The sequence below is a fragment of the Streptomyces sparsus genome (genome assembly GCF_054776295.1).
Genome location: NZ_BAAHCA010001734.1, coordinates 1 through 523 on the forward strand (window position 1 = coordinate 1; position 523 = coordinate 523).

At 77.2% G+C, this 523-nt stretch carries 1 pseudogene; it reads left to right on the forward strand.

The features are described 5' to 3' along the window. Positions 1–523, forward strand: a pseudogene (locus ACYVE9_RS30560) (hypothetical protein); the annotation flags it as partial.

Consider the following 523-nt stretch of genomic DNA (forward strand, 5'->3'; position numbering starts at 1 on the left):
CGCCATCGGGGCGAAGTTCGCCCACCCCGGCCGCCCGGTTCACCGCGCCGCACCCCTTCGACCTCGTGCTGAGCGTCGGGGCCACGCACGCCTTCGGCGGCCTGCTGCCCACCCTGGACGCCGCCCGCCGGCACCTGGCCCCCGACGGGCGGGTGCTGGTCGGTGAGGGCTTCTGGGAGCGGCCGCCGAACGCGCGGGCCCTGGCGAGCGGCTTCACCGCCGACGAGTACGCCACGCTGGGCGACACCGTGGACGCGGTCACCGAGCACGGCTGGACGCCCGTGCACGGACACGTGAGCACACCCGAGGAGTGGGACGCCTACGAGTGGCACTGGGTCGGCACCCTGGCGGACTGGGCCCTGGACCACCCCGCCCACCCGGACGCTCCCGCCGCCGTGCGGGCCGCGCGCGCCCACCGCGACACCTGGCTGCACGGCTACCGCGGCGCCCTGGGCTTCGTCACGCTCGTACTGCGCCCGACCCCGGCGACCCCGGCGATCCCGGCAATCCTGGCGACCCCGCG